The 12,696-nt window shown below is 70.3% G+C and carries 9 protein-coding genes and 1 tRNA gene; 4 read left to right on the forward strand and 6 right to left on the reverse strand.

Annotation, left to right across the window (positions count from 1 at the left end; all coding sequences use genetic code 11):
- The 3 genes from FV233_RS15385 to FV233_RS15395 are packed head-to-tail and all read right to left on the reverse strand — an operon-like array spanning position 1 to position 3,917.
- Positions 1 to 1,848 (reverse strand): branched-chain amino acid ABC transporter ATP-binding protein/permease, encoded by a 1,848-nt coding sequence (locus FV233_RS15385; protein WP_147897957.1) that lies wholly within the window; start codon positions 1,846 to 1,848, stop codon positions 1 to 3.
- Positions 1,845 to 2,720 (reverse strand): branched-chain amino acid ABC transporter permease, encoded by an 876-nt coding sequence (locus FV233_RS15390; protein ID WP_007562633.1) that lies wholly within the window; start codon positions 2,718 to 2,720, stop codon positions 1,845 to 1,847. The genes FV233_RS15385 and FV233_RS15390 overlap by 4 nt, the downstream gene beginning before the upstream one ends.
- Positions 2,721 to 2,753: 33 nt before the next feature.
- Positions 2,754 to 3,917, reverse strand: a complete 1,164-nt coding sequence (locus FV233_RS15395; protein ID WP_147897958.1) for an ABC transporter substrate-binding protein — start codon at positions 3,915 to 3,917, stop codon at positions 2,754 to 2,756.
- Between the two features lie 174 nt (positions 3,918 to 4,091).
- On the opposite strand from FV233_RS15395, the gene FV233_RS15400 reads away from it, so the two are divergent.
- Positions 4,092 to 5,162 (forward strand): malate/lactate/ureidoglycolate dehydrogenase, encoded by a 1,071-nt coding sequence (locus FV233_RS15400; protein WP_147897959.1) that lies wholly within the window; start codon positions 4,092 to 4,094, stop codon positions 5,160 to 5,162.
- Positions 5,163 to 5,516: 354 nt separating this feature from the next.
- On the forward strand, positions 5,517 to 5,927 hold the full coding sequence (locus tag FV233_RS15405; protein WP_147897960.1) for a DUF1236 domain-containing protein: 411 nt from the start codon (positions 5,517 to 5,519) through the stop codon (positions 5,925 to 5,927).
- A gap of 92 nt (positions 5,928 to 6,019) precedes the next feature.
- On the opposite strand, the gene fghA is transcribed toward FV233_RS15405, so the two are convergent.
- Positions 6,020 to 6,853: an S-formylglutathione hydrolase gene (fghA, locus tag FV233_RS15410; RefSeq protein WP_147897961.1), complete on the reverse strand. Its 834-nt coding sequence runs from the start codon at positions 6,851 to 6,853 to the stop codon at positions 6,020 to 6,022.
- 131 nt (positions 6,854 to 6,984) lie between these two features.
- Positions 6,985 to 8,121, reverse strand: coding sequence for an S-(hydroxymethyl)glutathione dehydrogenase/class III alcohol dehydrogenase (locus tag FV233_RS15415; protein WP_147856776.1), 1,137 nt, complete (start codon positions 8,119 to 8,121; stop codon positions 6,985 to 6,987).
- 258 nt (positions 8,122 to 8,379) lie between these two features.
- Here FV233_RS15415 and FV233_RS15420 point away from each other — a divergent pair, with 258 nt between their 5' ends.
- Together FV233_RS15420 and FV233_RS15425 are read left to right on the forward strand one after the other, a co-directional pair.
- Positions 8,380 to 9,492 carry an FAD-binding domain-containing protein gene (locus FV233_RS15420; RefSeq protein WP_147897962.1) on the forward strand — a complete coding sequence of 371 codons (1,113 nt, stop codon included), beginning with the start codon at positions 8,380 to 8,382 and terminating at the stop codon, positions 9,490 to 9,492.
- A gap of 184 nt (positions 9,493 to 9,676) precedes the next feature.
- A complete protein-coding gene (locus FV233_RS15425) occupies positions 9,677 to 12,103 on the forward strand; it encodes a PAS domain S-box protein (protein WP_147897963.1) in 2,427 nt (808 codons plus the stop codon).
- Positions 12,104 to 12,398: 295 nt separating this feature from the next.
- On the opposite strand, the gene FV233_RS15430 is transcribed toward FV233_RS15425, so the two are convergent.
- Positions 12,399 to 12,475: transfer RNA gene (locus FV233_RS15430), tRNA-Arg, on the reverse strand.
- Positions 12,476 to 12,696: the final 221 nt, after the last annotated feature.

The raw sequence follows: 12,696 nt of genomic DNA on the forward strand, positions 1-12,696 counted from the left end.
TCAGGCCGGCGCGAGATCGGTCTTCAACGCGGTCTGGAGCCCCGCGCCCGGCCCGGTCGAGGCGTCCTCCCCGAGATAGGCCTCGATCACGGCGGGCTCGCGCAACACGGTGGCGGTGACCCCGTCCGCGATGCGCCGGCCGAAGTTCAGGACGGTGACGTGGCTCGCCACGTCGCTGACCAGGGTCATGTCGTGGTCGATGATCAGGATGGTCAGGCCCTTGGCCGCCATCCGGCGCAGCAGCACCGTCAGGGCGTTCTTCTCGCTGGAATTGAGCCCGGCGGCCGGCTCGTCGAGGAGCAGCAGCGTCGGGTTGCCGGCGAGCGCCCGGGCGATCTCGATCAGGCGCTGGTGCCCGTAGGAGAAGCCCGAGATCGGCTCCTGCGCCCGCGCCTCCAGCCCGACGAAGGCCAGGGCCGCGCGCGCCCGGGCCTCCAGCGCCGGCCGGTCGCTTGCGCCGAGGGGGTTGTTCGGACGCTCGGCGCCGATCACCACGTTCTCCAGGGCGCTCATCGAGCGGAACAGGCGGATGTTCTGGAACGTGCGGCCGATCCCGACCGCGGCGCGCCGGTGCGGGGGAAACCGGGTGATGTCCCGGTCCTGGAGGCGCATGGTGCCGCCGGTCGGGGTGTAGAGGCCGGACAGGACGTTGAGCGTCGTGGTCTTGCCCGAGCCGTTCGGGCCGATCAGCGCGTGGATGCCGCCGCGGGTGACGGTGAAGTCGATCGCGTCCACGGCCTTGAGGCCGCCGAAATGCTTGGACAGGCCCGACACCGTCAGCAGGGTCGCCGAGGCGTCGCGCGCCTGGCTCAGGGTCAGATCCGGGGCGGGCGCAGGCGCAGGCTTGGCGGGCCGCAGCCGCCGGACCTGATCGCCCAGGAAGCCCCAGATGCCGTCGGGCATGAACACGACGATCAGGATCACCGCCAGCCCGTAGATCGCCAGGTACAGGCCCGGGATCTCCTTGAGGAAGCGCAGCCATTCGGGGATCAGGATCAGCAGGCCCGTGCCGATCACGGCGCCGACCGGCGAGCCGACGCCGCCCAAGAGCGCCATGGTCAGGAAGACGATCGACTCGGCGAAGGAGAACTGGTCCGGGCTGATATACGTGAAGCTGCCGGCAAACAGCCCGCCGCCCAGCCCCGCCAGCAGTGCCCCGATGGCGAAGGCCGCGACCTTGGTGCGGTAGACGTCGATGCCGCTGACGCCCGCGGCCAGTTCGTTGTCGCGCACCGCCCGCATGGCGCGCCCGAGCCGGGTCCGCGGCAGGTGCCAGACCAGCCAGCCGACCACCGCCAGGACCAGCACGCACAGCGCGAGGTAGCTCTGTCCGTCCGCGAACAGGGCGGGGCGGCGGATGTTGGGCACCCCGTCCGGACCGTGGGTGACCGGGATCCAGTTGGTCAGGACCAGGGTGAGGATCTGCTGGAACGAGATCGTCACCATGGCGAGGTAGTGGCCGCCGAGCCGCAGCGTCGAGGCGCCGAGGATCGCGCCGAGGACGACCGCGAGCGCCAGTCCGATCGGCAGGCACAGCCAGAAATTCAGGCCGTGATCGACCGTGCCGAGCCCGACCGCGTAGGCGCCGATCCCGAAGAAGGCGGCCTGGGCGAGGTTGATCTGGCCGCACAGCCCGAGCACGACGGTGAGCCCGATCACCGCGATCGCGTAGGTTGCGGCCTGCATCAGGATGTTGAGGACGTAGCCGCTGAACGGCGTCGTCGCGGCGAGCGCCACGGCGGCCGCGGCGAGGCCTGCATAGGCGAGGCCGCCGAGCGGCAGCGGCCGGGAAGGCCGGGAGGCGGTGCCCGTGAGGGTCGGGCCGGCCGTCGTCGGATCGGCGCTCATGCTTTCTCCGCCACGCGCTCGCCGAACAGCCCCTGCGGGCGCACGACCAGGAAGGCCACGAGGACGATGAAGGCGAAGGCGTCCTTGTACGGCACCGAGACGTAGGCCGCCCCGAAGGTCTCGATGATGCCGAGCGCCAGCCCGCCGATGATCGCGCCGGTGACGTCGCCGAACCCGCCGATGATCGTCGCGGCAAACGCCTTGAGCGCGATGGTCGCGCCCATCTGGATCGACACGAACAGCACCGGCGCCACGAGGATGCCGGCGATGCCGCCGAGCACGGCGCTGTAGACGAAGGTGAGCATGATCATGCCGGCGACCGGGATGCCGAGGAGCGCCGCCATCTCCTTGTCCTGGGAGGTCGCCTGGAGCTTCTTGCCGACCAGGGTGTGCTCGAAGAACCAGTACTGGAACGCCACGAGCGCCGCGGTCACCGCGATGATCAGCAGGTACTGGCTGTCGAGGAAGACCGGGCCGAGCAGGAAGCCCTGCGTCTCGAACACCGGCGGCAGGACCTGCGGCTGCGGCCCGTAGAGGGCGAGCGTGGTGTTGGCCAGGAAGATCGAGGCGCCGATGGTCGAGATGATCACCGGCAGGTAGGTGCGGTGGCGCAGGGGATAGTAGACGCCGAGGTTGAACAGGGCGCCGAGCAGGGCCATCCCGCCGATGGTGAGCAGCACCGAGAGCCAGTACGGCCACTCGAGATCGACGGCGAACACCACCATCAGGAAGGCCGCGACCATCGAGAACTCGCCCTGTGCGAAGTTCACGACGTTGGTGGCGCGGAAGATCAGCACGAAGCCCAGGGCCACGAGGGCGTAGACCGAGCCGATGCCGATCCCGGTGAAGAGGAGCTGGAGGATCAGGTCCATGTGCGCGCCCGTGCCCCGTCCGCGACGACGTGTTCAGCCCTGATAGAAGTCGATGCGCCGGTCGAACGTGATCGTGCCCTTGTCATTGCGCACGACGTTGTAGCCGTGCAGGCCGTCGCCGTTCTTGTCGAAGTTGTAGGTGCCCTCGGCGCCCGCGTGGCCCCGCACCGCCAGCAGCGCCTCGCGGATCGCCTGCGGGTCGGCCTTGCCCGCCTTGTTGATCGCCAGCGCCAGGACCGTCACCGCGTCGAAGGTCCAGGAGGACTGGTTGTCGGGGGCGATCTTGGTCGCGGCGCGGTAGGCCTTGCCGTAGGCCCGGGCCGCGTCGCTCGATTCCTCCGCGTAGTCGGCCACGCCGTAGGTGCCGTAGAGCGAGGGACCGGCGAGCTTCAGCGCCGTGACGTTGGTGATCGAGGGCGAGCCGACCCAGGGGGCGGTGACGCCGAGCTGGCGGAGCTGGCGGGCGAAGATGCCGAGGTCGTTCTCGAAGGTGAAGTACGAGCCGATCACGTCGGCCCCGGCCTGCCGGATCGCCAGCACCACGGGGGTGAAGTCCTGACCCTGGTTGGCGTAGCCTTGATCGAGCACGACCGTGGCGCCGACCTTACCCAGGCTCTCGGTGAGCGCCTTGGCGCCGCTGGTCCCGAAGGCGTCGGTGGAGTGGATGATCGCCCACTTCTTCTTGCCGAGGCCGTTGACGCCGTGCTCGGCGATCACCCGGGCCGAGAAGCTGTCGTTGGGCCGGAAGCGGAACATCCAGGGATTGCCGAGCTGGGTCAGCACCGGGTCGGTGCCGCCGAAGCACATCGGCTTGCCGGTCTTGAGGATGTCCGGCGCCATCGCGTGGTTCTGCGTGGAGCGGACCGAGCCCAGGAAGCCGACGAGATCGGGCTGCGAGGCCAGCTTGGAGAAGGCCAGCACGGCGCCGGGATTGGTGGTCTGGTCGTCCTCGGTGACGATCTCCAGCGGCTTGCCGAGCACGCCGCCCGCCTTGTTGACCGCCTCCAGGGCGATCTTAGCGCCGTTGAGGGCGAAGCGCCCCGCATCCGCGCCGGGGCCCGTGACCGGCAGCACCATGCCGATCCGGATCGTCGCGCCGGCGCCCTGCGCGTGACTCGATCGGATCACCCCCGGGGCGAGGCCGCTCGCAGCCGCGCAAGCGGCACCCGTCAAGAAAACGCGACGCGTCGTCTTCATAGGCATTCCCGTCCCGCCGCCGGTTCTTATGCCCGACGTTGATTGTATTGGGCCATGCGGGACGCTTCATTGTCTATCCCACGTCACCCGAACCGGTCGCCTTGCGGGTTAAGAAAGCCTAGGATCGTTACCCGAACGCGCCCGGCGAGGCGCGACGACGGGAGATAGACCATCATGCGGATCGACGCCGCCGGACTGACCGCCTACGTGCGGGACATATTCGTTCGGGAGGGCTGCTCGGAGGCGGAAGCGGGGCGGATCGGCCAGTTCCTCGTGGCCGCCAACCTCACCGGCCACGACAGCCACGGGGTCATCCGGGTGCCGCGCTACGTGGCGTGGCTGCGCGACGGCGAGCTCGTGGCCGATCGCGCCCCAGAGGTGCTGATCGACGGAGGCGCCTTCGCGCTGGTGGACGCCCAGTACGGCTTCGGCCAGACCGCCGGCCCGTTCGCCACCGATCTCGGCATCGCCAAGGCCCGGGAGCACGGCGTCTCGGTCATCGCCCTGCGGCATGCCGGGCATCTCGGGCGGATCGGCGAATGGGCCGAGCGCGCTGCCGCCGCGGGCCTGATCTCGGTGCATTTCGTCAACGTCGCCGGCAGCCTGCTCGTCGCGCCGTTCGGCTCGGTGGAGCGGCGCTTCTCCACGAACCCCATCGCGGCCGCCTTCCCGCTTCCGGGGCGCGATCCGATCGTCCTCGACTTCGCGACCTCGGCGGTCGCCGAAGGCAAGGTGCTGGTGGCCTCGCAGGGCGGCAAGCCCCTGCCCGAGGGCGTCCTGATCGAGCCGGACGGCCGCCTCAGCGCCGACCCGACCACCCTGTTCGGTCCGCTCGACGGGCCGGAGCGCGACAACCAGAAGGGCCGGGGCGCGATCCGGGCCTTCGGCGAGCACAAGGGCTCGGGCCTGTCGCTGATGTGCGAGCTCCTGGCCGGCGCGCTCACCGGTTCCGGCACGGCGGGGCCGGGCAAGCGCCGGGTCTGCAACGGCATGCTCTCGCTCTACATGACGCCGAGCGCCTTCGGCTCGGACGACGCGATCGCGGCCGAGGCGCGCAGCTATCTCGATTTCTTCGCCTCCGCCCAGCCGGCGCCGGGCGGCGCGGTGCTGCTGCCGGGCGAGCCCGAGCGCCGCATGAAGGCGGAACGCCTCGCCGAGGGCGTACCGCTTCCGGAGCCGGTCTGGGAGACCCTGCTCGCCGCCGGCCGGCCGCACGGCCTCGACGGGCAATCCTACTGCGCCTGACCGCGCCCGATCTCCGGAGCGGGCCAACCCCGGCGCTGCAGGCGGGATCGCCGCTCAAGCGCGCCGGGGCGTGAAACGGTTCGCTAACCGAAGCCGCCCACCCTCATGCGCATGTCCAAGCGAACGATCCGAACGGCGAGGGGCGTCCTCTGGATCGCGGCCCTCGCGCTCTGCTGTTTCTCGGCCGTGATGCTGGTCAAGGCCAACCGCCCCGCGGAGCGGTCGGCCGCGGGTCCGGCCGCCTCCGATCCCGTCACGACGGGATCCATCGACCGGGCTCCGATCCGATGGTGCGGGGCCGCCCCGTGGTGCCGCTGACCGTCGCTACCGTTTCCGCTGCTTGACGAGGACCTCATGCGACACTGGATCTCCCTGCCGATCGTGCTGACGCTCGGCTTCGTGGCGCCGGCTCACGCGCAAGGCCTGGCGCGCGGCGCACAGGACGGACGGGAGCGCGGCGAGGCCATCGCGGGCCCGCTCGGCGCCGTCGTCGGCGGCGCGATCGGTGCCGCCGTCGGCACGGCCAACAGCATCCTGGGGATCGACCGGCGGGACCGCTTCCGCATCTACGCGATCGGCGAGCGGCGGCCCTCCTTCGCCTACGCGGGGCCGGTGCGGGTCGGAACCGTGCTGCCGGAGGACGGCGTGGTCTATTACGACGTGCCGGCCGAATTCGCGCTGCCGAACTACAACTACACGATCGTCAACGACCACCCCGTGCTGGTCGAGCCGCGGACGCGGCGCATCGTCGAGGTCATCGATTAGGGGCTGCGCGCATCCTCGCGGAGCCGAGGTTTCACGCCGCCGGGACGCGCCCGGCGGCGGGGTCGTGATCGGCGCGGGGCGCCGACGCGATGTTACTTCAGGCGCGCGGCGGCCCACGCGATGTGGTCGGCCATGAAGGTCGAGATGAAGAAGTAGGAGTGGTCGTAGCCCTCGTGCATGTTGAGGGTCAGCGCGATTCCGGCCTTCTTGCAGGCCTCCTCCAGCAGCCAGGGGCGCAGGCCGTCCTGGAGGAAGCTGTCGGCGGTGCCCTGATCGACCAGGAACTCGGGGAAGCGCTTGCCGTCCTCGATCAGCGCGGTGGCGTCGTGGGCGCGCCAGGCGGCCGTGTCGGACCCGAGATACTTCTCGAAGGCCGGCTTCGACCAGCCGGCCGTGGAGGGCTGGGCGATCGGCGCGAAGGCGGAGCAGGACTTGAAGCGCTCCGGGTAGGTCAGCGCGATGGTGAGCGCCCCGTGGCCGCCCATGGAATGGCCGAAGATGCCCTGGCGGGTCATGTCAGCGGGGAACTCCTTCGCGATGAGCGCCGGCAGTTCTTCCGTGATGTAGCTCCACATCTTGTAGTTCTTGTCATAGGGCGCCTGCGTGGCGTCCAGATAGAAGCCGGCGCCGGAGCCGAACTGCCAGTTGCCCTCCTCGTCCGGGATACCGGGGCCGCGCGGGCTGGTGTCGGGGGCCACGATGATCACGCCATGCTCGGCGGCGGCGGCGCGGTACTCGCCCTTGTCCATGACGTTGGCGTGCGTGCAGGTGAGCCCGGACAGGTACCAGAGCACCGGGACCGGCCCCTTCTCGGCCTGGGGCGGCACGAACACCGCGAAGGTCATCGGGCATCCCGTGGTCTGCGCGTCGTGCTTGTAGACGCCCTGCGTGCCGCCGTGGGCGCGGGCCTTCGAGACGGTTTCCATCAGCTGTGATCTCCTGCTCGGGAGGCGGGAGCCCCGCTCGGGGGCTGGATCGCGGGCCCGGGTCTTCGAGAATGCGAGGACGTGCGCGGGGCTCCCCGGCCTAGCAGGCGGGGAGCCCCGGATGGTCTTCCTCAGTAGACGACGACGGAACGGATCGACTTGCCTTCGTGCATGAGGTCGAAGCCGTGGTTGATCTCGTCCAGCGGCATGGTGTGGGTGATCAGATCGTCGATGTTGATCTTACCCTCCATGTACCAGTCGACGATCTTCGGCACGTCGGTACGGCCGCGCGCGCCGCCGAACGCCGAGCCCCGCCAGACCCGGCCGGTGACGAGCTGGAACGGGCGGGTCGAGATCTCGCGGCCGGCCTCGGCCACGCCGATGACGATCGACTCGCCCCAGCCGCGATGGCAGCATTCGAGGGCCTGGCGCATCACGTGGACGTTGCCGGTGCAATCGAAGGAGAAGTCGGCGCCACCGCCCGTGAGATCGACGATGGCCTGGACCACCTTGTCGGTGCCGACCTCGTTCGGGTTGATGAAGTGGGTCATCCCGAACTTGCGGGCCATGGCCTGCTTCTCCGGGTTGATGTCGACGCCGATGATCTTGTCGGCACCGACCATCCGGGCGGCCTGCAGCACGTTGAGGCCGATGCCGCCGAGACCGAACACCACCACGTTGGCGCCGGGCCAGACCTTGGCGGTGTAGATCACGGCGCCGATGCCCGTGGTCACGCCGCAGCCGATGTAGCAGATCTTGTCGAAGGGGGCGTCTTCGCGGATCTTGGCGAGCGCGATGGCCGGCAGGACCGTGAAGTTCGAGAAGGTCGAGCAGCCCATGTAGTGGAACACGGTGTTCGACCCGCCGGGATTGCCGCCGGTGGAGACGCAGGAGAAGCGGCTGGTGCCGTCCGGCATCACGCCCTGGCCCTGGGTCGCCCGGATCGCGGTGCACAGGTTGGTGCGCTGCGAGAGGCAGGATTTACAGTTGCGGCATTCCGGCGTGTAGAGCGGGATGACGTGGTCGCCGGGCTTCAGCGTGGTGACGCCGGCGCCGACCTCGCGGACGATGCCCGCGCCCTCGTGGCCGAGGATCGCCGGGAACTTGCCCTCGGAATCCAGTCCCGAGAGGGTGTAGGCGTCGGTGTGGCAGATGCCGGTGGCCATCAGCTCGACGAGAACCTCGCCGGCCTTGGGCCCTTCGATGTCGATGGTCTCGATGGTGAGAGGCTTCTTGGCTTCCCACGCGACCGCGGCGCGCGTCTTCATCACGTGTTCCTGTTGTTTGGACGATCACGGACGGCGTCGAACGGCCGACTCTTCGGCGCGCCTCGCCCAGGGGCGGCACACCGAACGGTCCGAAAATCTGGGGTGTGTTTGATGGTTCTGGCGCCGAGATGCAACGTTTGCGGTCGCGTTTCGAACACGTCCCCCGCCCGGGCGGTCCGGGGAATGGGTCGCATCCGCACGGCGCGGGCCGCGCGCTAACTCCGGCGCATGGATCGCACCTCTCCCATCAATCGCCCCATGACCCGAGCCGCCGGGCTCGACCGGCTCGCCGCCTTCCTGGCCGGAGCCGGAGCCGATTACGCCGCCTGCCGCAACACCGACCGCGGCCCCGGCCACGAGCCGACCACCTCGGCCCTCTCACCCTACCTGCGCCGGCGCCTGATCACGGAGGCCGAGGTCGCGGCCGCCGCCGAGCACGCGTTCGGCGACGGCGGCGCGGAGAAATTCGTGTCCGAGGTGTTCTGGCGGACCTACTTCAAGGGCCACCTGGAGACCCACCCGTCCGCCTGGACGGACTACCACGCCCTGGTTGCTCGCGACCGGGAGCGGCTCGCCGCCGAGCCCGGACTGCGCCGGACCTACGCGGCGGCGGTCGAGGGCCGGACCGGGATCGACGGCTTCGACGACTGGGCCCGCGACCTCGTCGAGACCGGCTGGCTGCACAACCACGCCCGGATGTGGTTCGCCTCGATCTGGATCTTCACCCTGCGCCTGCCCTGGGCGCTCGGCGCCGCGTTCTTCATGGACCACCTGATCGACGGCGATCCGGCGAGCAACACCCTGTCCTGGCGCTGGGTGGCCGGCCTGCACACCCGGGGCAAGCACTACGTCGCCCGCGCCGAGAACATCCGGCGCTACACGGAGGGCCGCTTCGACCCCGTCGGCCTCGACGAGGAACCGGACGCGCTGGACGAGGCGATGCCGCCCCGCGAGGTCCCGCTGCCCCGGGCCGAGGCCGCGCCGGCGGGCGACATCGCGCTGCTGCTGCATCTCGACGACCTGCACTCGGAGAGCCTGCCGTTGGGGGACGCCCGGGTGGTCCGCGTCGGCGGCCTGCTGGCCCACGCGCCCGGGGCCTCCGAGCGCGTCCGGGCGGCAGACGCCGAGGCGATGGCCGATGCGCTGCGGCGCGCGGCGGCGCGGTTCGGCTGCGAAGCGCGCCCGGTCGAGGTGGGCTGGTCCGGGGATCGTCCGGTCGTCGCCGCCTGGGCTCCGGTGGGCCCGTCGGCCGATGCCCTGCCGGAGGATTGCATCCGGGTTCGTCGTGCATGGGACGAGACCGCCTGGCCGCGATCCACGCGCGGCTATTCCCGCCTGCGCTCGGTGATTCCCGCGGTCCTGACGGCATGAGGTCCCGGACCCGTCCGCCGCCGACTGTCCGCGCCGCGCTGATTTGAATCGTCGCGGTTCCGGGTCATCCGGCCCCGGTCTTCATGGCGACCGACCCGGCAGATACGGTATGGAGCCGCCGGACGGCATGACCGTTGGGAGACCGACGGCCAGGTCTGGCGACGCGGGGGCGGGATTTCGCTGCATGGATGTCGAACACGACGCGCTGCGTCGGCGCCTTCAGGAGGCCGAGGCCGAGATCGAGCGTTTGCGGGCGTCCAACGCGAGCGCTGTGCATGCGCCGAGCGGCAACGAGCGCACGTCGGCGGCCGGGATCGACCTCTTGTTCACAGCGGCGGAGAAGACCCGCATGCCGCAGATCGTCACCGATCCCAACCTGCCCGACAATCCGATCGTCTTCGCCAACCGCGCCTTCCAGGAGCTGTGCGGCTACGGCGCGGAGGACCTGATCGGCCGCAACTGCCGGTTCCTCCAGGGGCCCGGGACGGACCCCGCCGACGTCGCCAAGGTCCGCGACGCCATCGCGGCCCGCCGCGACGTGGTCGTCGAAATCCTGAACTATCACCGCGACGGCAGGCCGTTCCGCAACGAGCTCTACGTCAGTCCGGTCTTCGATCCGGCGGGGCAGTTGCGCTACTTCTTCGCCAGCCAGCTGGACGTCACCCGCTTCCGCACCGAGGAAGAGCGCCTGGCCGAGAGCGAGGCGCGCTACCAGACCCTGTTCGAGGCCATCGATGCCGGCTTCTGTGTCGTGGAGATGCGGTTCGACGCCGAGGGCCGCGCGGTCGATTACCGCCTGATCGAGGTCAACCCGGCCTTCGAGCGCCATACCGGCCTACGGAACGCGGCGGGGCGCTGGATCAGCGAACTCGTTCCCGATCTCGAACCGTCCTGGTTCGAGACCTACGGCGCGGTCGCCATGACCGGGCGCTCGGTGCGCTTCGAGAGCGCCGCGGTGTCGATGGGGCGCTGGTTCGACGTCCATGCCCTGCGCGTGGGCGAGCCGGCGCGGCGGCGCGTCGCGATCCTGTTCAACGACATCACCGACCGGCGCCGCCTCGAGGATCACCTGGAGACCGCCGCCCGGGAGCGGACCGACGAGCGCGACACCCTGTGGCGGGCGAGCCGCGACCTGTTCGTGGTCTGCGGCTTCGACGGCGTGTACCGGGCGGTGAACCCGGCCTGGACCGCGACCCTCGGCTGGACCGCCGAGGATCTGGTCGGCGCCCGGTTCGACGCGTTCGTGCACCCGGACGACCGGACGCTTGCGGAACAGGCGCTGGAGCGCGTGATCACGGCCGGCGACCTCGACGACGTGGACGTCCGGTTCAGGACCCGCGACGGCGCCTATCGCTGGATCTCGTGGAACGTGGTCCCGCGCGGCGACCACTTCTACGCGGCCGGCCGGGACGTCACCGAGCGGAAGGCCCTCGAGGAGCAGCTGCGCCAATCCCAGAAGCTGGAAGCGGTGGGCCAGCTCACCGGCGGGGTGGCGCACGACTTCAACAACCTGCTCACCGTGATCAAGTCGTCGACCGACCTGCTCAAGCGCCCGAACCTCCCCGAGGAACGCCGGACCCGGTACGTCGACGCCATCTCGGACACCGTCGCCCGCGCCGCCAAGCTGACGGGCCAGTTGCTGGCCTTCGCCCGGCGCCAGGCGCTCCAGCCCGAGGTGTTCGACGTCGGCCGCGGCGTGGCCTCGGTCTCAGACATGGTGCGGACCCTGACGGGGGCGCGCATCCAGGTCGACATGCAGGTCGTGCCCCTGCGGGACGCGGCGGGGCGGGAGAGCCCGTGCCTGATCGACGCCGATCCGAGCCAGTTCGATACGGCCCTGGTCAACATGGTGGTCAACGCGCGCGACGCCATGGCGGGCGAGGGGCGGATCACCATCCGGGTGCAGCCCGTGAACCGGGTCCCGGCCGTGCGGGCCCACCCGGCGATGCAGGGGGATTTCGTCGCGGTCTCGGTGACCGATACCGGCACCGGCATCGCCCCCGGCGACCTGGAGCGGATCTTCGAGCCGTTCTTCACGACCAAGGGGGTCGGGCAGGGCACCGGTCTGGGCCTCAGCCAGGTGTTCGGCTTCGCCAAGCAATCCGGCGGCGAGGTCGTCGCCGAGAGCCGCCTCGGCGCGGGCAGCACCTTCACCCTGTATCTCCCGCGGGCGGTGGCCGCGGCCGTCCCGGAGGCCGAGGCGCCCGAGCCCGCGGCCCTGGCCGACGGCCACGGCACCTGCGTCCTGCTGGTCGAGGACAACCTCGAAGTCGGCGCCTTCGCGGCGCAGGCCCTGCAGGAACTGGGCTACAGCACGGTCTGGGCGACGGACGCAGAGAAGGCGCTGCGCGAGTTCGAGCGTGTCCCGTTCCGCTTCGAGGTCGTGTTCTCGGACGTGGTGATGCCCGGCATGAACGGGGTCGAGCTGGCCCACGAGATCCGCCGCCGGCAATCCGACCTCCCGGTCGTCCTGGCATCGGGCTACAGCGACGTGCTTGCAGCTCACGGCACCCACGGCTTCGAGCTGCTACGCAAGCCCTACTCGGTCACCGACCTGTCGCGCATCCTGCGCCGCGCCGTCGAACGGGCACGGTCGCCGACCAGGCGGTGACGAACGGGATCTCCCGAAGGCTGCGCGCGCAGGGCCGAGCACAATCCCCGCGCCGGAGATCCGCACGGCGCGGTGTAGGCGGCCGGATCCAGGGGCTGAAGCCAGCCCGCGACCAGATCGCCACGGCTGAGATTGATCAGAAAGGCCACGGGTTCAGCCCACCGGCATCTGATCGAAGGCAGTGCTGGACGGCACACCGCATTACAGCGCCGCCAGTACGCAGACGTACCGAAGCCCGGTACCAACCCCAGGCGAACCGACACGTTACGCTGACGCGCTAGATCATTGAGGAGATTGGCGCACCCGACACGATTCGAACGTGTGACCTTTGCCTTCGGAGGGCAACGCTCTATCCAGCTGAGCTACGGGTGCTAGCCGCGCCGATTTCCTAACCCAACCGCGTGGCCAGCGCAACGGCCTGGGTGGAGCCGCCTCTGCCTGCGTCCGTGCCCGGAATGGGACCGGGCCTCGAACCGGTTCCTGCGGCGGCGGCGCGATGGCTGCCGGGTGTTGCCCTGGCGGCCTTGTCTCCGCGTGCGGTTTCCCGGCCCTTGGAGGTATCCAGGGGATCACGGGGCGGGGCGGGTGTCGCA

It is taken from the genome of Methylobacterium sp. WL7, from assembly GCF_008040085.1.
GTDB classification, from domain to species: domain Bacteria; phylum Pseudomonadota; class Alphaproteobacteria; order Rhizobiales; family Beijerinckiaceae; genus Methylobacterium; species Methylobacterium mesophilicum.

Bases quoted from the DNA above. Each gene is read 5' to 3' on its own strand.
- FV233_RS15390 (WP_007562633.1), bottom strand. From the start codon at position 2,720: ATGGACCTGATCCTCCAGCTCCTCTTCACCGGGATCGGCATCGGCTCG.
- FV233_RS15425 (WP_147897963.1), top strand. From the start codon at position 9,677: ATGGATGTCGAACACGACGCGCTGCGTCGGCGCCTTCAGGAGGCCGAG.
- FV233_RS15385 (WP_147897957.1), bottom strand. From the start codon at position 1,848: ATGAGCGCCGATCCGACGACGGCCGGCCCGACCCTCACGGGCACCGCC.
- FV233_RS15415 (WP_147856776.1), bottom strand. From the start codon at position 8,121: ATGAAGACGCGCGCCGCGGTCGCGTGGGAAGCCAAGAAGCCTCTCACC.
- fghA (WP_147897961.1), bottom strand. From the start codon at position 6,853: ATGGAAACCGTCTCGAAGGCCCGCGCCCACGGCGGCACGCAGGGCGTC.
- FV233_RS15400 (WP_147897959.1), top strand. From the start codon at position 4,092: ATGCGGATCGACGCCGCCGGACTGACCGCCTACGTGCGGGACATATTC.
- FV233_RS15395 (WP_147897958.1), bottom strand. From the start codon at position 3,917: ATGAAGACGACGCGTCGCGTTTTCTTGACGGGTGCCGCTTGCGCGGCT.
- FV233_RS15405 (WP_147897960.1), top strand. From the start codon at position 5,517: ATGCGACACTGGATCTCCCTGCCGATCGTGCTGACGCTCGGCTTCGTG.
- FV233_RS15420 (WP_147897962.1), top strand. From the start codon at position 8,380: ATGACCCGAGCCGCCGGGCTCGACCGGCTCGCCGCCTTCCTGGCCGGA.